A 21394-nucleotide genomic window follows, 5' to 3' on the forward strand; every position below is an offset into this window, starting at 1 on the left:
GTCATACCTTAATCTTATAGTTTGGAAATAGGTGTCTTTTCTATTCAGATCAGACTTAAAAGGGAAGCCGGTGCAAATCCGGGACGGTCCCGCCACTGTAAACGGGGAATGTTCAGCTGCTCATACACCCACTGGTCCACAGACCGGGAAGGGATGCTGAACGTCATGATCCGTAAGTCAGGAGACCTGCCTATTTTAACAACATCGCAGTACCTACGGAAGATAGGGAGGTGTTAAGAGCAGTCGCCGTATTTTTGAATTTTAATCGCGGAGGCATTCTTTCCCCTACTTATTTTTAGCCTTGGGGACAGAATGCCTTTTTTGGTACGTAAAAATAAACTGGCTACCACTTAGGAGGAAACCTACATGTCCATTAACGAACGATCTACATTGTCCGGTTTGACTAGCAGTAATCTGGGATATCCGCGTATCGGCGGGAACCGGGAATGGAAGAAAGCACTGGAGCGCTTCTGGCAGGGTAGTATTAACGAAAGTGAACTGCATAGTGAGATGAAAAGATTGCGTCTGGAGCATCTGAGCAAGCAACGTGACAAAGGGATTGATCGCATTCCTGTCGGAGACTTTTCCTATTACGATCATGTGCTGGATACATCTGTGATGTTCGGTCTCGTACCCGAACGGTTCAACTATCGTCCTACAGGTCCGGTTCCTCTGTCTGTGTATTTCGGGATGGCACGTGGGCAGAAGGGAGCTACCGCCAGCGAAATGACCAAATGGATGAATACCAATTACCACTACATCGTTCCCGAATTGGAAAATGCGGCTCCAGTGCTCACTGAAAATAAGCCCTTACTCGCTTATCGTGAAGCAAAGCAGGAGCTAGGTATTGACGGTAAACCGGTTCTCATCGGTCCCTACTCATTTGTTGTTTTATCCAAAGGCTATGATCGTAAGGATCTGGCCTCTATTATACGAACCTTCCTGCCTTTATACGCCCGAGTCCTGTCCGAACTAGCAGCAGAAGGCGTACAATGGGTCCAAATCGATGAACCTGTCCTGACCACCTCATTCCCAGTAGAGGATCTGGATATTATTCAGGAGGTCTATGAAGCTTTGACCCAAGCTGCTCCCTCCTTAAACATCATGCTGCAAACCTACTTTGGTAGCCTAGATCATTATGAGCGTCTGACTGAACTTCCGGTCCAGGGACTGGGTCTTGATTTTGTCTATGATGATGGCGAAAATCTCCAGCATATATCGCGACATGGCTTCCCCAAAGGGAAAACGCTGGGTGCTGGTGTCATTGATGGGCGCAATATATGGCGCAGCGACCTGAATGCCGTGGCTGCGCTGTTGGGCCAGTTAGCAGAACAAATCAATGCAGAACAGCTTATCGTGCAGCCATCGTGCAGTCTGCTGCATGTGCCGGTCAGTCTGGAAGCAGAGCACAAGCTGGACCGAGAGCTGGTGCATGCACTAGCCTTTGCCGATGAAAAGCTGGATGAAATCGCAGTCTTGACGGCTGCACTTGGTAAGCATGATCCATCCGCACTTGCCAAGCTTGAGCAAAGTGCGGAAGCGGTAGCCCGCTTCAACAGCTCAGCGGCAAGGGTACAGACAGCTGCCGATTTGGCCGACCTGTTGGCAAAGGAGCCACTATCACGCAGCGTTCCTTTCGCCGAGCGCCGCATAATTCAGCAAAATAGGCTGAAGTTGCCCCCACTGCCTACGACGACCATCGGCAGCTTCCCGCAAACTGCTGAGGTTCGCAAGGCCCGTCTGCACTATCGCAAAGGAGAATGGTCTGCCGAGCAATATCGGACATTCATCCAGCAGCAGATCAAGGAATGGATTGATATCCAAGAGGACATTGGCATAGATGTGCTTGTACATGGGGAATTTGAACGGACCGACATGGTTGAGTTTTTTGGCGAAAAACTAAAAGGCTTTGCTTTTACACAAAACGGATGGGTGCAATCCTACGGTTCCCGCTGTGTTAAACCGCCGATTATTTACGGAGATGTGTCATTCGATCAACCAATGACTGTGGAAGAGACGGCATTTGCCCAATCGTTAACCTCCAAGCCAGTTAAAGGAATGCTTACAGGCCCTGTGACCATTTTGAACTGGTCCTTTGAACGTAATGATATTCCACGCAGGCAAGTTGCTTTGCAATTAGCTCTGGCATTACGGGCAGAGGTAGAGGCACTCGAACAAGCGGGTATTAGCATGATTCAGGTGGATGAACCCGCAATTCGCGAAGGGCTCCCGTTGAAAAAAGAACAACAGCAGGACTATCTGGATTGGGCGGTTCAAGCCTTCCTTGTGACCACGGCCACTGTTGAACCTGCGACCCAAATCCATACACACATGTGCTATTCCGAATTCCAAGATATGATCCAGTCCATTTCAGACATGGATGCCGACGTGATTTCTATTGAAACCTCTCGTAGTCATGGTGAACTGATTGTTAGCTTTGAGGATCAGGTGTACAACAAAGGCATCGGTCTGGGCGTGTACGATATCCACAGCCCGCGTATTCCTGATGAATCAGAAATGCTAAGCATGATTCAGCGTGCCTTGCGCGTACTGCCAGCAGATTTGTTCTGGGTTAATCCAGACTGTGGGCTGAAAACCCGCACCAAGGAGGAATCTGTCGCCGCGTTGCGGCAAATGGTACAGGCGGCTCAAGCAGCCCGAGCCGTGCTGTCTGTATCCAACTAATATTTTTATCGTATCCAATCACGTTATTATATCCATCATATCCTATTCCCTTTTCGGTCTTTCTATTAGAGACCGGAAGGGAGTTATTTATTCCAAGTCATATAATGTATATAAACCTTGAATATGCTCGATTTTTAGCTGCTTCAGATGTATACCTAAGCCATGCTCTCGATCCCAGGAACAATTAAAATTCAAATATAGTTCATCCTTTTCCGATGAGTCGGAAATCAGTATAGATATAAGCTGCATTCGATCCAGCAATTGCTCTGGTCGCTCCACATAAGGCGCATATTCATTAGGGTTCTCTCCCCATGAGCTGTATGCCTTCCGATACTTTTCCACGATGTCTACATAATGATGGTATATGGACTCCAATACTTGAGGATGGATCGCTGACGAACATGCCATATACTTCTCCCATGTCTTTCTCTGAGGTTCCGTAGGTTCTTCTATAGCCTGTGCCTGTTCTTCAGAGTCGGCTCCCACGATAAATTCGACTTCTACCTCCGACGGATGCCCGCAAAAATCAAGATGTACCACACCACGCAGTACAACCTCCTCCGACACATCCCAAGTCTCATCATCCTGTTCCAATTCCCTATACCAGTGCTTCCAGTCCATCCTTTATCCACCTCTTTATAATAGGTAATCTTTAGCTCTATTGAACACTTTACAATCTATCATTTTAATGAATGAAATTAAAGTAACATTCTGTGGGTGTTTCCAGCCAGAAATCGAGGAATTTCCAAATAAAACTACTTTATTCTACAAGATTTGCTATTCGTGTAAGCCTTCAAGAAAGAAAACCGGCCCATTCTGACCCGAATATTTTATTATTAAAAATTTAGTACCTTGCATTAATCAGTACATGATGTTAAATTATACCTGACTACTGATTTATAATTAGTACCCGTGACAAATTATGCACAAACACACGTTTCTTCCCCTTATTCCGAACGACACCTATGAATTATGATTACATCAGGAAGGGAGCATCGCTCGTGAATGTGAACATCCAATTCAAAAAAGGGGTACTGGAACTATGCGTTCTAGTTCTAATTGGACGTAGAGACCGCTATGGCTACGAATTGGCTCAAGCCGTCTCCCGTCATATCGAAGTAGCAGAGGGAGCCCTATATCCACTGCTTCGCCGTCTGGTATCCGAGGGATACTGCACGACGTATTTACAGGAATCGACCGAGGGCCCGCCCCGTAAATATTACCGGCTGACCGATACCGGCAGCCATTATACAAGATTACTTACACGGGAATGGAATGATTTTGTCCATCATGTCGCAAGCCTACTGAAGGAAGGAGATCCTGATGAATAGAAAACAGTTTCTTACAGAGGTGGAGCAGCGCCTATCTCCTCTCCCTGCAGAGGTACGCCATGAGTTGCTTAGTGATTTGAGCCAGCATTTTGACTACGGCTTGGCCAATGGAAAAAGCGAAACTGAAATTGCCCATGAGTTGGGGAACCCAGAGGATATTGCCCGAGAAGCATTGGATGTTCCCAATGTAGGCTGGAACGCTTCCCCTCCACTTCGCCAAGGAAGCTTCGCACGCAATCTTTTTACTTTCTTAGGGCTGCTGTTTCTCAACTTGTTGATTTCCATCCCGATTCTAGCTACCCTATGGGCGGTATGGGCTTCATTAACCGCAGTGGCGGTCAGTTTCGTTGCAGCCCCTCTACTCGCCGTCACTGATTATGCGCTCAACAGCACCTTTTACCCAACCAAATTCTTCTTCTCCATCACGTTAACAGGTATGGGGCTATTGCTGCTGCCTGGGGTACGTTATCTCCTACTCCTTATGGTAAAGGGCACAGTGCGATACTGGAAATGGAATCAGACTACCCTGAGGGGAGCTTACTAACAACATGAATAAAAAGTGGTTTATTGCAGCTGGATTGTGCATTGTCATCGGTGTAGCCGGAATGGTGGTCTACGGTGCTCCATGGAATCAACAAGTAATGAAAGAAACAACAGCTATAAATAAAAAATGGACAGTCACACGTGGTCAGCTTCAAAACCTGAAAGTGGACAGTTCTGATGATGTTTCTATTTTGTTCACTCCTGGCTCTGGCGACCAAGGTACGATACGCATTAGCGGAGAAGTTCAGACAAAAGTAGCCGACCAGATTCATAATGCCCGAATTGAGAACGGTAAGCTTACCATTCAATCGAAGCCGGCCCCTTCCTTGTCATTCCTTTCGTTTACCCCTGATTTGGATCAAACGATTACTGTAGAGATGCCTGCTGGGGAAACACTAGCTGATCTGCAGGTAGATACACATTCAGGAAATGTAAAACTTCAAGATGCCTCCGTGGAGAATACTTCTATTACTGCTACCTCAGGCACTGCCGAGATTACAAACCTCCGAAGTACCCACCTGATCGCAAATCTAACATCCGGTAACTTTATAGCCAATCAGCTTACAGCAGATATGGAGCTAAAGCTTACTTCAGGAGATGTCACCATCCGCGATTATAGCGGTAACGGCCTTCTATCCCTAACCTCAGGGGAATCTAATATTACGCAACGCACCGTATCCAACTTGGAAGTGAATTCTGATTCCGGTGATGTAAATATTAAGCAGGCTCTCGATTTTAAAGGTGTCTATAATGTCCACTCTGACTCTGGAAGCATAAACACTCCCGAATCTGTGCCCGGCGCCGCGAGCGTGATTAAGGTCGAAACCACTTCAGGGGATATTGATATTTCCAAATAGGAGGCTACTACATAATGTCTCATCAGGCGAAGTTTGGTTCAAGGGGGTTAACCTAGTATAATGTAACCATGTGCTCAGATGCACAACCACGTTATATATTGATAAGGAGGAGACTGGATGGAACTTAAAAACAAAACAGCCATTATTACAGGAGCCAGCAAAGGAATTGGTAAGGCAATTGCCGAGACCTTGGCCAAGGAAGGCGTTAATCTGGGGTTAATCTCTCGCACATTGACCGACCTACAAAAGCTGCAGGATTCACTGGGAAGTACATACGGTGTGAAAGTGGTGAGTGCTGTTGCAGATATATCGGATCGTACACAGGCCGCTGCTGCTGTAGCTTCACTGGAGCATGAACTGGGTGCCGTCGATATTTTGATCAACAATGCAGGCATCGCCACCTTTGGCACAGTCGCAGATATGGACCCCGAAGAGTGGGAACGTATTATTCGCGTAAACCTGATGGGAACCTATTACGTCACACACGCTGCTCTTCCAAGCATGCTGGCGCAACAGAGCGGAAATATTATTAATATTTCCTCCACAGCAGGGGAACGAGGTTTTGCAACAGGCTCGGCATATTGCGCATCCAAATTTGCCTTGATGGGCTTCACGGAAGCACTGATGCAGGAAGTTCGCAAATCCAACATTCGGGTCACCGCGCTGACACCAAGCACGGTCAATACAGAATTGGCGGTAAATGCGGGATTGAATATTGGTGACGAGGACCGCATGCTTCAGCCGCAGGATTTGGCCGATCTGACATTAGCTGCATTGAAGCTGCCACCACGGGTTCAATTAAAAGTAGCCGGCATTTGGACAACCAACCCACAGTAATTCGACATGACATCTTAGATTCATTGGCTGCACCAAGCTCCGGCAGACGTAATTGTTCGTCATGCCGGAGCTTTTTTAGGATAGCTATACCAAAACAAACTGTAATATAAGCGCTTTGTACTTCCAACATACATAATACAATTCCTGCAACCATAAGCGCATTCCAAGAAAGGGGAAAAATGATGAAGAATACAGGAATGACACGACCACTGGACCATTTGGGACGCATTGTGCTACCCAAAGAACTGCGCACTTCTATGAATATTAATATTGGAGATGCCCTCGATTTTTTTATTACACCAGAGGGACTGATGATTCGTAAGTATACGGGGGTTTCTTGTTATTTTTGTGGTGCCGTTGATCATCTAAGCTATTTCAGAGATCATCTGATATGCAAGAGTTGTATTGAAAACCTGAAGAGTGATAATCCCTCCAGTCATTTGAGTGAAGCACGTCCTGCCCAGCCGAAGAAAAGAAGGAGCTACAGAAATCAGAATGAGCTTCTGAATAAACTAAAGCAGCTCATGGAGGAGTATCCTAATGTCTCTCAAAAGGAATTAGCCGAAATGCTGGAATTATCTCAAGGACGCGTGTCACAGCTTAAAAAGCTACTCCTTTGAATCTTTCCGTCCACCTCGTTTGTTAAAATAATAAAAAAAGAGCCTGACGGCTCTGGGATCATTCATTATTACGCAATGTCAGACTGCTCCATAATCGGGACTCGATAGGCAAGCAGGGACTCGTCTATTACAGCAGAAATAAACGTTGCTTCTATTTCAGGCACCAGTCTAAGCGCATAGTTCCATGCGTTTTCCTCAATTTGCAGCGCAAGCCGTTGCCGGGTCCCGCTCCTGTTCTCTTGCTCCATCGCATCGGAGAGACGCTCTAATTCAGTATCGGCGGCGTGCCCGATCTCATGCGCAAGCACAACCGTAAAATATTCCTCAACTCGATCTGCGCTGCCGAACATCTGTAAACATTGTGTTTCGATAACATCCGTATACATGGTAATGGCATGAGCATGCATGGCATATTTGCCCCCAATCAGCCGTTCACCAGGAAAACGTTTCTCCAGCTTCACTGTTACGCCTATAGCAGCTCGTTCCAAAAGCTCAGCGACAATGCGCTCTGCCTGATCTCTCTCCAACTTAGCTTCGCTCCTCAAACCAAGATATATAAAGTTATATTTACGATATAACTTATGAAATTATGAATGTACTCATACAATACACAGTACGATATTATACCTTTTTACAAAGGAGAATACCATGCCGGAAGATTATTATTTAGGCTGGGGAACGCTTGCCCTTATTAATGCTGGCTTGGCACAGTCCAAAAATCGGAGCAGGCTTAACTGGTTTATGCTCTCACTGCTCATAGGGCCGATCGCGACCCTATTGATCGTTGTATGGGATAAACCGGAGTCCTGATCCAGCAATCAGTCTCCCGTTAGATTATCCAGAATGAAAAGGACAGCCTTGCGGCTTCTGCGGCAGCGCTACATCTGTTGTTGGTTTAGCCTGTCTCGTCATATAGGGTTTTTCCTGAACTCCGAAATTCGGCTTCACAAGCCGATTATCATAAGAACTATGAAAAATATGCGTGGTTGCTGGGGATAATGGTGGGATCAGCCACGTCCAATTACCTGTCAGCGCGCGACCAGCCTTGGCTTCCCGTTCCTCAAACAACTTGAATTGTGCCGCTGCGGTATGATGGTCGACAATGCTAACCCCCGCTTTTTTAAAAGAATGCAGCACAGCAATGTTCAACTCTACCAGCGCCCGATCACGCCAAAGCGTTGTTTCACTCGTCGTATCCAGCCCCATCAGTTTGGCCACCTGTGGCAACATATTATAACGGAAGGTATCCGCAAAATTACGGGCACCGATTTCTGTCCCCATATACCAGCCGTTAAACGGAGCTGCTGTATAGATGATACCGCCAATCTCCAGTGTCATATCCGAAATCATAGGCACAGCATACCAGCGCAATCCCAGAGAAGCTATACTCGAAAGTTCCGGATGCTCAATGGGCACCTCCATCACCAAATGTTCAGGAATATCAAAGAGCTCGGGAGGCTGACCCCCCGCTTCCACAACCAGCGGCAATACATCAAAAGCAGTCATCGCTCCTTGCCACCCCATATCCCTACAAGCATTGGTGAAATCCACCGAGATTGGGTCTCCGATGACCCCTTGATCCGTTTCATATCCAGCGTAACGAATGAGTTGATGGTTCCAGATACGAATATTCGGCTGTCCCGGCTGGGAGGCGCGAAATACAGTAAGCGTTGGCTTAATTTTACCGCCGTTCGTTCCTATACGGATATGCTCCAATAGCTCGTGAACTACTTGCGTCGCATCTGACGCTCCACGTGCATCCCTGACCAATAGCTTGTCCCAAAACAATCGCCCGATACAACGATTGCTATTCCGCCAAGCCATAAGTGCCCCGTGTTCCAGCTCTTCATAAGTATGATCGTATGTTCCAGTAGTCTCTATGTCGTGACGAATATGAAGAAGCCGGGCTTCCGCATCATCGCGGCTTCGACCCAGCTCCTCATAACATGTATATATAAACTGCTCCGCTTCATGCAAAAGCTGTTGTTTCACTTCCATAACCTACACCCCATCCCGGCAGCTCACTTCCTTATGAGCCTGTGGTCTTCCATGCTTCTTTGTCATTATACTCCAGTAGCAGGTCGGAACCAACGGGATGTATATCTTGTTCACCTGATCTCCATATCCGTGGAAAACACTCCCAGAAACTTATCCCAGATATGCGCTAAGCATCCAGATATGTTTATCCATTTCTTCTCTCAAGCCATTCAGAAGATCCTCTGTCGCTTTGTCCTGTGCCGCTTCTGCCGCTTCCATACCATTAGCCAGTTCAATAGTAATCGTTTTAAAATCGGCTACAACGGACTTCACCATATCTTCAGCTGTCTGCTCGCCTGCGGACTCCTGAATAGCTGACAGTTGCAAATGCTCCTTCAAGGTCGCAGCAGGACGGCCGCCAATAGCCAACAAACGTTCAGCAATCGTATCTAGATTAGCTGTTGCTTCATTGTAAAGCTCCTCGAATTTAGCATGCAGTGTGAAGAATTTAGGTCCTTTTACATACCAGTGGAAATAATGCAGTTTTGTGTACAATACAGACCAAGTAGCCACGTGTCGGTTCAATGCCTTGTGCAGTTCTTGAATTGCCTCTTGTGTAGGTGCGTTCGTATGATTTAATGTACTCATGTGTAAAATCCCCTCTCGTTATGATTCATAGTATAGTTGAGTGATGCTTGATACTCGCTAGCAGTAGTGTCTGATTTTCTTCTAAATCCCATGCGTAAAGCTAAAAAATATTTAGCGATTAATTTAGACTTAATCTAAATCCTGTTTTAATTATAACACTATGTTACTGTTTTTCAAGCACTTTATTAGAGTTTAATCATGAAGATTATGTGAAGTTGCCAATTGATTAATATTCATCAAGTACTCCCAACGCATCATAAATAGGTTACAACAATAAGCCTCTACAAGATGTTAATTTTGTCTGTTGAATAATGAAAAGAGCCGACCCGCAATGGATCAGCTCTACTTTTATTCTTATATTTCAGAAGGTTCCACGATTAAGGATACAACTTTGCCTGCATTTACATCAATCAAGCCATGATCGGTAATTTTCAAAGCCGGGCTAACTGGCAAAGAATGAGTACTGAGCGACATGATTGGATTGTAATGGCGATAGCCCAGTGACAGTAAGGCTGAACGCAGTTCCTTCACATGGGCAGCAACCATTTCTAGCGGTCCTTCTGTTAAAATTCCGCCCACCGTTAACGGTAAATGGGACAGCACCTTGCCATTTTCAACTACGCAAAAGCCCCCTTGGCTGGATAAAACCGTATTCGCGGCCAATATCATATCTTGCTTGTTATGCCCCACGACCAACAAGTTATGGTTATCGTGCGAATAGGTGGTTGCCACTGCCCCGCGTTTAATCGTATCTCCCCCGATCAAACCGTAAGCACGGTTGCCGTTCTTGCCATACCGCTCAAACGTAGCAATGAGTCCATGTTCACCATGTTCCCATACCAGTTCACCCTGCTCTACTTGTGCAGGTGCAATCCGCTCGCTTGTAAAAGTAGATCCATCCTTGACCATCATAATACGGCATGGATGTGCGCCATCAGCTACATCCAACTTTACAGTAAAGTCCTGCTCCGTAAGCGGATTGAGCTTCACACTTTGATAAAAGTGGGCGGGAAAGCAACTTTTTACCGGTGCCTGATGGTATTCCTCGAATTTATCGAATACCTTGAGTCCGTCCTTATAGACTTGCTCTACATCAAATTGCTCCAGATCCGATAGCAGCACGAAGTCGGCTATTTTCCCTGGCGCAATGGTCCCGCGGTCATGCATACGCATCCGGGCAGCAGGAGTATACGTCGCTGCATAAATCGCATCCTCAGGCTTCATTCCCATCCCGATCGCTTTACTTACGATGTGGTTCAGATGCCCTCGCTCTACGAAAGAGTCCGGCATCACATCATCCGTTACGAAGCAAAAATGTTGTGCCACGTCTTCCTGAATGAGATAGTCCATCACCTCAGGGGTCATGGATTTTTCCTGGATCTCAATAAACATCCCGGCGGCCATTCTGGCCTTCATACCCTCAATGCTTTGGTGGGTATGGTCTGAGCCTATTCCTGCATAGATCAACTGATGCAGATCCAGATCAAGCAACTGCGGCGTATGGCCTTCAATGATCAGCTCTGGGTAGTGCTCACGAACGTGGCGTAAGATGCGGTTCGTCTTGCTCTCCGGATCACGAATGACATCCACATAATTCATAATTTCACCCAGACAGATCATCTCACCTGTTTGCAACAAAGCATCAATTTCAGGGATGTCAATTTCACCCCCTGAGGTTTCCAAAGGCGTCGCTGGAACAGAGCTAGGAATCCCGTAAAACATATCAGCCACGCAATCTTTGCTGGCCTCCATCATTTCCTGAATGCCTTCCAGTCCGAAAACATTCGCCATTTCGTGCGGTTCTGGTACAATCGTCGTGACCCCATTGCGAATGAGTCCATAGGAAAAGGTTGCTGGTGTCACCATTGTGCTTTCGATATGCAGATGGATGTCGATTAGGCCGGGAATCATATATTTCCCGTGCCCCTCCACAATTTCAGCAGCCTCAAAAGACTCCAGACCGCGCTGACCGATATACATAAACTTGCCGTCAAGTATAGCCACATTGCCTTCCTCGAACGTCTTGTAGTAACTGTTATACACCTTAACTTGTAAAATCATTTTGTCTGCACGCATGATGTATCTCCTTCATCGAACCCGCTGATTATTGGACCAGCACCATTTTGTCTGCCGGAAAATGCAGGGTAACCCGTTGACCACTCAAGTAAGGCGTATCCATTTCCTGATTAGCCGTAAAGTTTCCTTTCGCTGTCTCTACCACATACTGATAGCTGCGTCCTAGGTACGTACTTACCTTAATGACACCGGGAAGCTCATTTTCTCCTGTCTCGTTGCCTTCTGTTCGAATGACCAAATCATCCGGGCGAATAGCGCCTTGGCGAGCACCCGGTTGGACTGTACCCTGATTACGCACTACGCTAAACGAAAGGTCGCTTGTATTCAGTCGAATACGTTCCCCTTCTTCAGTGCGCTCGTCAAAGCTTAGAAAATTATTAAACCCAATAAAGCGGGCGACAAATTCGGTCGTCGGATATTTAAAAATGGTCGATGGAGCATCTAATTGCTCGATGTTCCCCTTATTCATAATCGCAACCTGGTCAGAAATCGAAAAACATTCCTCCTGATCGTGCGATACATATACGGTAGTGATGCCCAGTTCCTGTTGAATACGGCGGATTTCTACGCGCATATTCACACGCAGGTTAGCATCTAAGTTACTCAGAGGTTCATCAAACAACAGCAGATCGGGTTCAATCACAAGCGCTCGTGCAATCGCCACACGTTGACGCTGCCCGCCTGATAATTCGCCAGGGAAACGTTTTTCAAATCCCTCCAGGCTCACCGTATCCAGCATAGTCATAACGCGTCGTTTTACATCATCTTCTTTTACTTTACGCAAGCGTAAACCAAAGGCTACATTATCAAAAACTGACAAATGCGGGAAAAGCGCATAACTTTGAAATACAAAACCGAAGTTCCGTTTATTCACTGGAACCCGGGTATAATCCTTATCACCAAACAGAAATGTTCCTTGTTTAGCTTCGAGAAATCCTGCAATAAGACGAAGTGTAGTCGTTTTGCCACAACCACTCGGTCCGAGCAACGAGAGCAATTGCCCCCGTTCGAGCTGCAAATCGAAATCCTGCAAGATCAGTTGGTTGTCATAAGCGACCGAAACGCGATCCAGAGTAAGCAGTGCCATAAGGTTGAAGCCTCCATTACCTTTTAGTGAAGTAAGACAATCCCATCAGTCGTTCAATCAAGAACATCAGGATACCCGTTAAAATCATCAGCATAACCGAGATCGCTGCAATCGTCGGGTCAAAGTAATTCTCGACGTAAGTCAGCATTTGAATAGGCAGGGTGCTGAAGCCCGGTCCTGTCATGAAGACGGAAATGTCGACATTGTTGAATGATTCCAGAAAGGCAATCAGGATAGCCGCAATAATACCTGAGCGGATGTTGGGTAGAACCACCTTGAAAAAGGTTTCCAGCCGTCCAGCTCCCAAACTAAGCGCTGCTTCCTCAATCGCAAAATCAAAGTTAGACAAACTGGATGCAATGACTCTAATAATGAACGGCAGCATAATCACCGTATGTCCGATCAAAAGTCCAGCGTATACCGGCAAATGGTACACAATGATCAAATAACGCAGCAGTGTAAAACCAAGCACAATACCTGGTATAAGCAACGGGGAAAGGAACAAGGCATTCAGCGCATCCTTCCCGCGAAAGGAAAACCGACTAAGTGCATACGCGGCTGGCATACCGATGAGCAGTGCCAAGATATTGCCCAGCAGAGAGACGACAATCGATGTTTTGAATGTGGACATAAACAAATCCACTTCAAAAATATTTTCATACCAGCGCAAGGAAAAGCCCTGCGGAGGAAATTTTAATACCGTGCCCGGCTCGAAAGAAGTGACCGATATGATCAACAGCGGACCGAGCAGAAAGATGAAGACCAGCAGGCTAAAGAAGCCTAGTCCGTAATGTTTCTCCCGCATATCCACCTACCCCTTCGGATTGAGTTTATGGGCCGCCTTATTTAAGAGACCGACCACGATAAATGTAATAGCAATCATAATTGTTGCGATAACAGAAGCTAAAAACCAGTCGTTAAGCGTCATCGCATTTTGATACAAAAATGTAGCGATAACCCGCTGTTTTCCTCCCAGCAGTGCTGGGGTCGTATAAGCTGTCAGGCTGCCCACGAAAACAAGAATGCTTCCAATGATCAGACCCGGAACAGACAGCGGGAATACAATTTTACGAAATGCGCTGAATCTGGAAGCTCCAAGACTCTGCGCAGCATGGACAAGGTCACCGTCGATATTTTCAAGCACACCAATCAGTGAGATGATCATCAGCGGCAAAAACAAATGAACCAGACCAATAATCATCGCTGCCGGAGTGTACAAAATATTCAGCGGCTCATCGACGAGTCCTAAACTGATTAGCACATTGTTTAATAAGCCCTTGCGGCCCAAAATAACCATCCAGCTGAATGAACGCACCACCGGACTCGTCAACAAGGGAAAGATAGCCAGCGCCAACAAAATCCCTTTACGACGCGGGGCCTTTCGTGAAATATAGTAAGCCGTCGGAAAACCGAGCAATACGCATACGAGAGTCGTTACGACACTGACCTCCAGCGTAGTCAGCAATATTTTCAGAAAATAAGGGTCCTTGAAGAAATGGAGATAGCCTTCTAAGGTGAATGAGCTGTTCTGTACGAAGGTCGAACCGATCGTCAACACAATCGGAATGACCATGAACACCGCCAGAAAAAGCAGACCTGGCAGCAGCAGCCAATACAAGTATGTTTTCTTCATGGGTAGCTCCTTGCGGTTATCAAAATGTTAATCCTTGTTCAGGACCTGGATAAACAGCTCCAGAAAAGCTTTGCTGTCTACCTGTTCGCACACATTCATATTGGGACTATGATTGAGGCGGTTCTGTACATCGCCTACCGTTTGTCCGTCACATATGCGACTGGAGGTTTCCACGTCGACATATAACAGCGAGGTATCAACTATCCTCGAATTCAATGCCACACCTACGGCAAGCGGGTCATGAAGCGCACACGCTTTTACGCCGTTGCGTTCTTCATAACGCTTGGTATACACGGCCGTGCTTTCAGCTACATAATTACGAATCTCTGGACGGGTCAGACGAGCAATATGATCGGCAGTCAGCAGCGCCTTCCGTGTTACATCCAGCCCCACTTGTATCAATCGTCCAAATCCTGCGTGAAATACGATCCGTGCGGCTTCAGGATCCGCATACATGTTATACTCCGCTACAGGTGTGATATTGCCGCATCCGTGAATAACGCCGCCCATAAAAATGACCTCATGGACGTGATCCGTCAGATCGGGACACTTCAGCAGCGCCAACGCCAGATTGGTGAGCGGTCCGGTGCAAACCAGCGTTACTTCCCCCGAGTGAGCCATCACAGTCTCAATGATAATATCTGGTGCGAAACCTTCGGATGCAGAGATGGCTGGGACTATTCCGCTCAATGCGCCTCCGATGCCGTCTTCTCCATGAACACGGTGCTCGTGCAGGCCTTTGCGTATTAATGGAGCCTCTGCCCCCCGATAGACCGGAATATCCGGTCTATCCAGCAGGTTGAGGATTTTGCATGTATTCAGTGTTGCTTGCTTAAGTGAAACATTACCGCATACTGTAGTAATCGCTTGGATATCCAGCTGACCACTTTTGGCCGCAAGTAAAATACCCAACGCATCATCAATGCCTGTATCTACATCTAATATGATCTTTTTCATTATTGTGCAACTTCCCGGTTCCAGCGATCTGTCCATGCCTTGATATGATCGTTAACGAATTTCATATCCAGCTTGGTCAGCTTATTCACTACATCTGCACCGTACGTAATTCCCTCTGTATCCGCACCAGACAGTACCACCTGTGTATTCACCGGAGAATCAACCTTTGCTTTGGCAGATTTTTCTTGAACTTCCTTGCTCAGCTGCCAGTTGATAAATTCCTCAGCCAGTTCCTTCTGGTCAGACCCTTTTACTACATTAACTGTGTTCATTACTGCGTAGGCACCCTCGTTTGGGGCCACGAATTTCGCCCCTGGCACAGCTGCCTGCAAATCTTTGAAGTACATTTCCATAATCGGACCGCCCGCAATTTCCTGCTGGCTAAACATATTTACGAACTCAGACGTTTTACTATAAAACTTAACAATATTCGGACTCAGCTCTTTCAGTTTCCCAAAGGCTTGGTCTTCATTAAATTCCTTGCTACCCGCTACCTTGGAGGCCGCATCCACCATCATCGGCCCAGCCGTTGCCGTAATATTCGGCAGAGTCACGTTTCCTTTGAATTCAGTGCCCCACAGATCAGCCCAGGAGGTCACATCTTTTTTCACCAGCTCCGGATTATAGGCAATACCGAGGCGTCCAACTGTATAAGCAGGTCCATATTCCTCACCCAGCGGTGCTTTGGCAATATCATAAATTTGGTTCAAATTCGGCACTTTACTGCGATCCAACTTCTCGAATAGCCCTTGTTGAATCCCCTGTTGGGCATAATAATCAGACAGATAAATCAGATCGACATCCGTGCTGCCTTGACTGATTTTGTTCAATCGCTCCGCATTATTTCCGATTTCTACAACAATATCAACGTTATGCTCCTTTTCAAAAGGCGCGTACACTTCTTTATTAAAAAAGTCCTCGGAGAAGCCCCATGTGGAAATAACTAGTTTCTTTTTCCCATCAGCTGAGCCATCTTTTCCATCTGCCTGACCACCAGTAGCATTGCTGCCGCAACCTGCCAGTACCACAGATGCCAAGGTCACAGCCATAAATCCTTTAAACCACTTTTTCATATGAAACTCCCCCTGTTTTTTATTCTGCACACCTTATGACACAAAAAAGAAAAGTACTCTTGTAAAACAAGAATACTTTTCTTCGTAAACAAAGAATAAGTTGATCCCGCTGCGCGTTATAACAGGTTCTCCCCTCAGATAGATCCGAAGCGAAAAGCCGAATATCCAATTTTATTAGGATTCTTTCAGTATGATGTTCGTAATGGCCCACTGCGTTGCTGAATCATAATCGCGCAGTAAAGCTTCTATATCGAGCTCCATATCCTCAATCAGCTTCTCGCGAAGTCTCTTCTTGTACAGCATGGACATTCGGAAATCCACTTCCAGCTTCAAGCCGGGGGCTTCCACTTCCAATGCCGCCGAGCGTGGAGAACGCCGGTGCTTCGCTACAAAGGTAACAATGTTGTTCTCAACGGTGGCCCGCAACAGCGTGGTCCCGAAGCCGAACAGTTCCTTTGAAACTTCATTGTAAATCTGGCACATCCGCTTCTTGCTTTCGTTACTGTCGAGCAGCGTCATGAACCCACCCTCATCAGCATATTACGTACAATCAATCTTTCAACACGATAGATTATACATAAATATGCGATAAATAGCAAACTAAAATCCCTGATTCAATAGTATACATCGCGAAAAAGCGAACAATATGTCGAACTTTGTAGCTTTAGAACATTTTTTACACTTACCGACTTCAAAAATCTCGGTTTAGATCCATCCTACCAAAGGGCTGATAACAACGAAAGGAAATAAGTAGCTATTTCCATTGATCAGATGAAACCTACAACTGTAGCCCATACAACAATGCTCCAAAATAGCAGCAACTTCAAGCTACAGACTCCAAAGATGCTATTTTCGCATTTCGGGAGATATTTTTTCTTCTACTATATATGTAGTTTTTATGTACACACCATTAAACCGTACCCCGCAGAAGTCCCCTAGCGATAGTACGGTTCTTTTAAGTTATGTAGCTGGCACAACAACATAAAGTTAGCTATGATATACGCCTAATCACCATTGTGCTGCTCGTTTGCGCTTTTCTTCCCGCCGATCAGCTTCTTCCATTTTGCGAATATAACGTTTCAACTGCTCTTTATGCTCATCCAACTCGTGTATCCGTAATGTGGTTCCTTGGAGGAACGCCTCCATTTTGCGTGTTAATTCAGCAGCTGATTCACCCCGCCAGTCTTGCAAACGACTATATATAGTTTTCATCTGTTGCTCCTGATGCTGAAGTCTTTGCTTTAGCTGCTCGCACTGCTGTACAGCCCTCCGCAGATCCCCCAGGCTCAAAGATATTCTGCTCAACTCTTTCGCCTCCCGTTGTGTTCTTCCAGCTGCTCTTTCTTATTGATCCACCATCGTAAATTCCTGACCCTTGCGATCGATGTACTCTGCTATCTCTGTAATCGATTCCTGATACCAGCGATTAATTCGATCCAGTGTCGCCGTAGCACTATGCGCAAGCGGGGTCAAAGACTGACTTTCACTTGTTCCGATATGAGCCTGAAATAACTGAATGGACGCACGGGTATCACTAGAAAATCCATGCAAGCTAGAGCGCATCTGATTAGCCGCATGCTTTAGCTCTTCAGGTGTTAATTGAATTGTACCCCCATTTTTGTTGCCTACAAAATAAGCTCCACCATTAGCGCGGCCATTTTGTTGGCCTGCTCCCATCAAATTCACACCTAGGGCATTAGCAGCAAACTGACCGAAGGCACCCAGTTGTCCACCGTAGCGTTCGACCAAATCGCCCATGACTTGCTTGAGCTCTGCCTGCGCAGCCAGCATTTGCTCGTACGCTTGGACCCGCGGATTTCCTTCTACCAATTGTCCATCCATGGTGTACAGCGGATTGCTAATATTTCCACTTCCATCAAATGTGAAATGATCCATGCTATGCGTCGCTTCACCCAATACCGAATTATAGAACTTCGTAATTGCATCTTGCTGCATCATGGGCAACGTAATTGGGACATAAACAATGGGAGTCCATTTGGGTCCCAAAAAAAAGTTGGCCCATTTATTTTCTCTTTCGACTGGTAATGAAACAGGAACAGTGATTTTGGCTGCATTAGCTGTCTTATAATCATTGTCTATAAAGTAGGTTGTACCCACATGTGGTTTTGCATCTTTAACCCCTGAACCGATGGTATCCTTCGGATTGACATAGGCAACATTCGTCTTTTGAAAATCGCCGTTTTCCACCTTCTTTTGAAGATCATCCGATAAAAGATGGACAATGCTTGGTGCATTATAACTGACTGAAGACAGCCCGTTCCGTACCGCCACATACTCTGCCTCCGCTCCTCCCAGAGAATGGCCTGTGGTAGATATTTCAGCAGAGGGGTATTCCTTTTTTACGACATCATATAGATTTTGGGCTTGTGTGAATTGATTATTCTGGTACTTTTCCTCATATTGAAGAAATGCACTTTGTACTTGTGGTGAGAGTTTAGCCACCTCTGCCTTATTATTTTCATAATAATGATGGACTTCTTCCAACGTTTTTGCGCGTCCTCCGACGACATCGCTGATGTCCGTCCCCCAGTCCATCGCTACGCTCCACTTGGGCCGATCTGGAGGTTCTGTCCCCCTATAACCGATGATCACCTGATTGGTTTTTTCGTTATGGAATACCGTCGCATCGAATCCAGAACCGTTTGTGTCATGCAGCATAGCACCTTCAGGTTCAACAATCTTCCAGTCAGGAAGAATTCTGCTCTTAGCATCTTTAGCAGTCAAATCCCGGTCATACACTCTATCTGCAATGGTCCAATATGTTTTGTCGTTAATGTAGGTCAAGTTATTCCCACCTTGTCTATTGTGTAAATATATTATAGAGTTATGAAAAAAGGTGATTACCAGAAAAGGAGAATTGTAACTTGAACAGAAAAATCCAACTGATTCTGGCACTTATTTTAATTATTATGTATTTAGGAGGTTGTTCCAGCTTGTCCGACAAAGAGAAAAAAGAATTAGTAGACGTCGCCACTCCGATCGGCGTGGAATTTATTAAAGAACACTATAATGCTGATTTCATACTAAAAGATTATGTTGTGGACGATCCGGCTATCCACTCAAGAATATATCTGTATGGGTACATTAAAGGTCACGAAGACAGCAAAATTACTATTTATTACAGTTATAAAACCAAAGAAGTAATCGACGTCTCTGGGCCAGATTGGTTTATCGACAGCGAAGTTCCCAAATACAAGACCCCTTCTTCCTGAGAAGGGCTATTATAAATGTTAACGTCTAATTTTTCCCAAATTAAGAAGTAGTATAATTATAGTGCATCCTATTTACGAGTGATATAGTCGAGAGGAAAAATAAGTATAAAGTCATTGAATTCAGTATTTCTGGTCATAGTACATAGCTTGGGCGGAATAGGTCTTTGTAACTGTATGTTAGGTGAAAGTTGCACAGATGTACATAGAAATAAGGCTCCTAAGGAGCCTTGTTTACTCGTTGCCTGACACATTTACCGTTTTTCACTTTGAGCGAGAGGCTGATTTATATAAATAAAAGGATATTCGCCTTTGCTTATTTTACGTTTCCATTCTTGAACCATATCTTCCTGGGTCGGCGTTTTCTCATTCACGATTGCTCCTGTAGTTACTTTAGCCATGCTTTTCCCCTCCCTTGGTGGTTTTATTTACTGCGTCTTTATCTTTTCTCCAGTCATTTTGATGTTTCCGTCCATTTCGACCAAACTCGTTTTACATTTTAAACCAATGGCATCTTTGGCTGTGACTTGTATGGTGTTACCCGCATTGAGTACTAGGTTTCCATCAGCCTTAACACGGATGTCCTTTTTACTCCGCAATTCGATGCCGTGGTCATCTAGCAGTCGAATCACTACTTCATCGTCGTTCCCCGTGATTAAAATTTCATTTTTCTCAAATATAATGGCTTTGCGGTACTTGGTCATAAAGATCTTCGTGGACGGGTCCTTAATAAAGTCGCCCCCTTTGGATCTCTTGCGGATTGAATGAGTTACGATGGCGTCCTTTTCTTTAGCGGTCGGAAAGTAAATGTCTACAAAGTCAAACAACTCCGGCATACAGTACCATCCTGTATTTCCTTCCGATGTATAAAATGTAGCCGTTGGAAACGCGTAGGTTTCCTTTACGTTCGGCTTGACCTTGTCCATTTCGTAAAAGAAAACCTTCACATGATCCTGCTCGATTCCAATGACCTTAGACTTCAACGAGATGCCACGAATGCTCTCATTTACAATCAAATCCTGCTTCATTCCATCCGCTGTAGTCAGCACATACTCATGCCACAAAGCACTATGACGTATAAACGCCACAGACTGCAGGACGTATAAAGTTTTCCCTTTAAATTTAACCTCAGCCCCAATTTGCAGTAGGACATCTTTGGCTCCTGTCGTTTGCACTTTATAATACAAAAGGTTGTCGTCCTTGCCGGAACCTGGTTTGGTTTTTCTGGTCATGGAGTAGTTATACTGTTTCAGCTCGCCTTGATTCGCACCATCCGGTAATCCAAAATAAAACTGAGGTTTTTCTCCAATCGGATCAGGTATCAGTCCCCAACCGAGTCGAGACGCTATACGCTTCAAAAACGACCAGTCTGTTTCGTCGAATTGCATCGTAAATTCCTGTAAAAGCTGATCTTTTAAGCGGCTCGTACAATTGGCTTTGGGATAGGATTTGAGCACATGCTCGAGCAATACTTGCAGCTTCATCTTTACATTTTGAAAAGTTTGTCTATGAAGCACTTCATCCAGCTGGCTTGTATAGGATAGAGCTTCGACGACCAAATGGGCTACATTGGACACCAACTTGATTCTAAACTGCGCGACTAATCCTCGAAATAATACAATCTGTTTATGATCATCATTCACATAAGATACAACTAACTTCGCCCCTGCTTCCATATGATCTGCATATTCTTCCATTTGGGCACCCGTTAACACACCTGTCAAAAAGACTTTCACATGCTCATTCATTTTCTGTACAACTTTAACTTTCGGGTTTTTAAGAGATAAAACCGTCCCGTTATACTTGATGATTGGATATCCCATGTTACCGCTCCCTTTTG

At 45.5% G+C, this 21394-nt stretch carries 23 protein-coding genes and 1 riboswitch; of the genes, 8 read left to right on the forward strand and 15 right to left on the reverse strand.

Annotated features, from left to right (window positions below):
- The first annotated feature begins 12 nt into the window (after positions 1-12).
- Positions 13-208, forward strand: a riboswitch (cobalamin riboswitch).
- 158 nt (positions 209-366) lie between these two features.
- Positions 367-2685, forward strand: coding sequence for a 5-methyltetrahydropteroyltriglutamate--homocysteine S-methyltransferase (gene metE, locus ACUC6J_RS23190; RefSeq protein WP_447249480.1), 2319 nt, complete (start codon positions 367-369; stop codon positions 2683-2685).
- An 87-nt stretch (positions 2686-2772) separates the two neighbouring features.
- On the opposite strand, the gene ACUC6J_RS23195 is transcribed toward metE, so the two are convergent.
- Positions 2773-3306, reverse strand: coding sequence for a DUF6985 domain-containing protein (locus tag ACUC6J_RS23195; RefSeq protein WP_447249481.1), 534 nt, complete (start codon positions 3304-3306; stop codon positions 2773-2775).
- Positions 3307-3686: 380 nt separating this feature from the next.
- Between ACUC6J_RS23195 and ACUC6J_RS23200 the strand changes: the two genes are divergently transcribed.
- The 5 genes from ACUC6J_RS23200 to ACUC6J_RS23220 all read left to right on the forward strand — a co-directional run bounded on the left by ACUC6J_RS23200 (position 3687) and on the right by ACUC6J_RS23220 (position 6873).
- Positions 3687-4016 (forward strand): PadR family transcriptional regulator, encoded by a 330-nt coding sequence (locus ACUC6J_RS23200; protein ID WP_016822768.1) that lies wholly within the window; start codon positions 3687-3689, stop codon positions 4014-4016.
- Positions 4009-4560, forward strand: a complete 552-nt coding sequence (locus tag ACUC6J_RS23205; RefSeq protein ID WP_017428577.1) for a DUF1700 domain-containing protein — start codon at positions 4009-4011, stop codon at positions 4558-4560. Before ACUC6J_RS23200 ends, ACUC6J_RS23205 begins: the two co-directional genes overlap by 8 nt.
- Before the next feature lie 4 nt (positions 4561-4564).
- Positions 4565-5416 (forward strand): DUF4097 family beta strand repeat-containing protein, encoded by an 852-nt coding sequence (locus ACUC6J_RS23210; protein ID WP_447249482.1) that lies wholly within the window; start codon positions 4565-4567, stop codon positions 5414-5416.
- 117 nt (positions 5417-5533) lie between these two features.
- Positions 5534-6253, forward strand: coding sequence for a 3-ketoacyl-ACP reductase (locus tag ACUC6J_RS23215; protein WP_016822765.1), 720 nt, complete (start codon positions 5534-5536; stop codon positions 6251-6253).
- 182 nt (positions 6254-6435) lie between these two features.
- Positions 6436-6873 (forward strand): AbrB/MazE/SpoVT family DNA-binding domain-containing protein, encoded by a 438-nt coding sequence (locus tag ACUC6J_RS23220; RefSeq protein WP_447249483.1) that lies wholly within the window; start codon positions 6436-6438, stop codon positions 6871-6873.
- A 68-nt stretch (positions 6874-6941) separates the two neighbouring features.
- Here the strand turns inward: ACUC6J_RS23220 and ACUC6J_RS23225 are convergent, their stop codons facing one another.
- Positions 6942-7400, reverse strand: coding sequence for a hypothetical protein (locus ACUC6J_RS23225; RefSeq protein WP_447249484.1), 459 nt, complete (start codon positions 7398-7400; stop codon positions 6942-6944).
- A 121-nt stretch (positions 7401-7521) separates the two neighbouring features.
- Between ACUC6J_RS23225 and ACUC6J_RS23230 the strand changes: the two genes are divergently transcribed.
- Positions 7522-7683, forward strand: a complete 162-nt coding sequence (locus tag ACUC6J_RS23230) for a hypothetical protein (RefSeq protein ID WP_447249485.1) — start codon at positions 7522-7524, stop codon at positions 7681-7683.
- Positions 7684-7707: 24 nt separating this feature from the next.
- Here ACUC6J_RS23230 and ACUC6J_RS23235 read toward each other — a convergent pair whose 3' ends face one another.
- The 11 genes from ACUC6J_RS23235 to ACUC6J_RS23285 form a co-directional block, all read right to left on the reverse strand.
- Positions 7708-8871 (reverse strand): nitric oxide synthase oxygenase, encoded by a 1164-nt coding sequence (locus ACUC6J_RS23235; RefSeq protein ID WP_447249486.1) that lies wholly within the window; start codon positions 8869-8871, stop codon positions 7708-7710.
- Positions 8872-9021: 150 nt separating this feature from the next.
- Positions 9022-9498, reverse strand: coding sequence for a Dps family protein (locus tag ACUC6J_RS23240; RefSeq protein ID WP_016822762.1), 477 nt, complete (start codon positions 9496-9498; stop codon positions 9022-9024).
- A 354-nt stretch (positions 9499-9852) separates the two neighbouring features.
- Positions 9853-11574, reverse strand: coding sequence for an adenine deaminase C-terminal domain-containing protein (locus tag ACUC6J_RS23245; RefSeq protein ID WP_017428615.1), 1722 nt, complete (start codon positions 11572-11574; stop codon positions 9853-9855).
- Between the two features lie 28 nt (positions 11575-11602).
- A complete protein-coding gene (locus ACUC6J_RS23250; RefSeq protein WP_447249487.1) occupies positions 11603-12661 on the reverse strand; it encodes an ABC transporter ATP-binding protein in 1059 nt (352 codons plus the stop codon).
- 16 nt (positions 12662-12677) lie between these two features.
- Positions 12678-13466, reverse strand: coding sequence for an ABC transporter permease (locus tag ACUC6J_RS23255; RefSeq protein WP_013312456.1), 789 nt, complete (start codon positions 13464-13466; stop codon positions 12678-12680).
- A 6-nt stretch (positions 13467-13472) separates the two neighbouring features.
- On the reverse strand, positions 13473-14294 hold the full coding sequence (locus ACUC6J_RS23260; RefSeq protein ID WP_447249488.1) for an ABC transporter permease: 822 nt from the start codon (positions 14292-14294) through the stop codon (positions 13473-13475).
- A gap of 27 nt (positions 14295-14321) precedes the next feature.
- A complete protein-coding gene (locus ACUC6J_RS23265; RefSeq protein ID WP_025366079.1) occupies positions 14322-15251 on the reverse strand; it encodes a nucleoside hydrolase in 930 nt (309 codons plus the stop codon).
- Complete coding sequence (locus ACUC6J_RS23270; RefSeq protein WP_017428619.1) at positions 15251-16324, reverse strand: ABC transporter substrate-binding protein; 1074 nt, start codon at positions 16322-16324, stop codon at positions 15251-15253. Before ACUC6J_RS23270 ends, ACUC6J_RS23265 begins: the two co-directional genes overlap by 1 nt.
- Before the next feature lie 174 nt (positions 16325-16498).
- Positions 16499-16843, reverse strand: a complete 345-nt coding sequence (locus ACUC6J_RS23275) for a hypothetical protein (RefSeq protein WP_013373571.1) — start codon at positions 16841-16843, stop codon at positions 16499-16501.
- A 489-nt stretch (positions 16844-17332) separates the two neighbouring features.
- Complete coding sequence (locus tag ACUC6J_RS23280; RefSeq protein ID WP_017428620.1) at positions 17333-17629, reverse strand: WXG100 family type VII secretion target; 297 nt, start codon at positions 17627-17629, stop codon at positions 17333-17335.
- A gap of 39 nt (positions 17630-17668) precedes the next feature.
- Positions 17669-19129, reverse strand: coding sequence for a lipase family protein (locus ACUC6J_RS23285; RefSeq protein WP_447249489.1), 1461 nt, complete (start codon positions 19127-19129; stop codon positions 17669-17671).
- Between the two features lie 80 nt (positions 19130-19209).
- On the opposite strand from ACUC6J_RS23285, the gene ACUC6J_RS23290 reads away from it, so the two are divergent.
- Positions 19210-19557: a hypothetical protein gene (locus ACUC6J_RS23290; RefSeq protein ID WP_016822754.1), complete on the forward strand. Its 348-nt coding sequence runs from the start codon at positions 19210-19212 to the stop codon at positions 19555-19557.
- Positions 19558-19808: 251 nt separating this feature from the next.
- On the opposite strand, the gene ACUC6J_RS23295 is transcribed toward ACUC6J_RS23290, so the two are convergent.
- Both ACUC6J_RS23295 and ACUC6J_RS23300 read right to left on the reverse strand, forming a co-directional pair.
- On the reverse strand, positions 19809-19955 hold the full coding sequence (locus ACUC6J_RS23295; RefSeq protein WP_016822753.1) for a hypothetical protein: 147 nt from the start codon (positions 19953-19955) through the stop codon (positions 19809-19811).
- 27 nt (positions 19956-19982) lie between these two features.
- A complete protein-coding gene (locus ACUC6J_RS23300; protein ID WP_447249490.1) occupies positions 19983-21377 on the reverse strand; it encodes a hypothetical protein in 1395 nt (464 codons plus the stop codon).
- Positions 21378-21394 lie beyond the last annotated feature (17 nt).

The organism is Paenibacillus sp. JJ1683, assembly GCF_053006485.1.

Bases quoted from the DNA above. Each gene is read 5' to 3' on its own strand.
- ACUC6J_RS23295 (WP_016822753.1), bottom strand. From the start codon at position 19,955: ATGGCTAAAGTAACTACAGGAGCAATCGTGAATGAGAAAACGCCGACC.
- ACUC6J_RS23255 (WP_013312456.1), bottom strand. From the start codon at position 13,466: ATGCGGGAGAAACATTACGGACTAGGCTTCTTTAGCCTGCTGGTCTTC.
- ACUC6J_RS23240 (WP_016822762.1), bottom strand. From the start codon at position 9,498: ATGAGTACATTAAATCATACGAACGCACCTACACAAGAGGCAATTCAA.
- ACUC6J_RS23260 (WP_447249488.1), bottom strand. From the start codon at position 14,294: ATGAAGAAAACATACTTGTATTGGCTGCTGCTGCCAGGTCTGCTTTTT.
- metE (WP_447249480.1), top strand. From the start codon at position 367: ATGTCCATTAACGAACGATCTACATTGTCCGGTTTGACTAGCAGTAAT.
- ACUC6J_RS23275 (WP_013373571.1), bottom strand. From the start codon at position 16,843: ATGACGCTGCTCGACAGTAACGAAAGCAAGAAGCGGATGTGCCAGATT.
- ACUC6J_RS23220 (WP_447249483.1), top strand. From the start codon at position 6,436: ATGAAGAATACAGGAATGACACGACCACTGGACCATTTGGGACGCATT.
- ACUC6J_RS23245 (WP_017428615.1), bottom strand. From the start codon at position 11,574: ATGCGTGCAGACAAAATGATTTTACAAGTTAAGGTGTATAACAGTTAC.
- ACUC6J_RS23250 (WP_447249487.1), bottom strand. From the start codon at position 12,661: ATGGCACTGCTTACTCTGGATCGCGTTTCGGTCGCTTATGACAACCAA.
- ACUC6J_RS23230 (WP_447249485.1), top strand. From the start codon at position 7,522: ATGCCGGAAGATTATTATTTAGGCTGGGGAACGCTTGCCCTTATTAAT.
- ACUC6J_RS23265 (WP_025366079.1), bottom strand. From the start codon at position 15,251: ATGAAAAAGATCATATTAGATGTAGATACAGGCATTGATGATGCGTTG.
- ACUC6J_RS23210 (WP_447249482.1), top strand. From the start codon at position 4,565: ATGAATAAAAAGTGGTTTATTGCAGCTGGATTGTGCATTGTCATCGGT.
- ACUC6J_RS23235 (WP_447249486.1), bottom strand. From the start codon at position 8,871: ATGGAAGTGAAACAACAGCTTTTGCATGAAGCGGAGCAGTTTATATAT.
- ACUC6J_RS23300 (WP_447249490.1), bottom strand. From the start codon at position 21,377: ATGGGATATCCAATCATCAAGTATAACGGGACGGTTTTATCTCTTAAA.
- ACUC6J_RS23205 (WP_017428577.1), top strand. From the start codon at position 4,009: ATGAATAGAAAACAGTTTCTTACAGAGGTGGAGCAGCGCCTATCTCCT.
- ACUC6J_RS23215 (WP_016822765.1), top strand. From the start codon at position 5,534: ATGGAACTTAAAAACAAAACAGCCATTATTACAGGAGCCAGCAAAGGA.
- ACUC6J_RS23270 (WP_017428619.1), bottom strand. From the start codon at position 16,324: ATGAAAAAGTGGTTTAAAGGATTTATGGCTGTGACCTTGGCATCTGTG.
- ACUC6J_RS23195 (WP_447249481.1), bottom strand. From the start codon at position 3,306: ATGGACTGGAAGCACTGGTATAGGGAATTGGAACAGGATGATGAGACT.